General features: G+C 37.4%; 1 protein-coding gene. It reads left to right on the forward strand.

What is annotated here, in order from left to right; translation table 11 throughout:
* Positions 1–40: 40 nt before the first annotated feature.
* Positions 41–524: spore coat protein (locus NC799_RS18360; RefSeq protein ID WP_272447862.1), on the forward strand; the 484-nt coding region annotated here is incomplete at its 3' end.

Raw genomic sequence — 524 nt, forward strand, 5'->3', positions numbered from 1 at the left:
TACATGTACGTGAAAAAAGTTAAGGAGTGGAGTGAATCTCATGTTAAAAACAGTAGACGTCGGTTTAATGGCAAACCATTTATCTGTCCACAATTCAGTTATTAAAAAATTAGAGCGATATGCTTCTGGTACACAAAATCAGCAGCTTATCATGATACTTGAACAACAAGCAGGTCTTATGAAAAATCACACGACTGTTATGAACAATTTACTAAATCCAAACCAAAATACTCAAGTGTCTTTGCCACCAATTCCGGAGGTTAAAAGCCATAGTCATGCTAATTACACCCCGGTTGGATTGGAAGATAAAGACATTGCAATAGATGCTCATCTGACAGCAATGGCAATGTCTAATGATAACTTCACATCTGCATTAAACATGAAGGATCCACAAATTAAAAAGATTCACATTGAAATGGCACTACAGCAATCACATATTGCAGATCAGCTTGATATGCTCGCACAACAAAATGGTTGGATGAGCCATCCTAACGCAACGGCAATGGAACAAACTAATGCCCAAA

This window comes from Aquibacillus salsiterrae (assembly GCF_028416595.1).
In the GTDB taxonomy this organism is placed as follows: Bacteria; Bacillota; Bacilli; order Bacillales; family Amphibacillaceae; genus Aquibacillus_A; species Aquibacillus_A salsiterrae.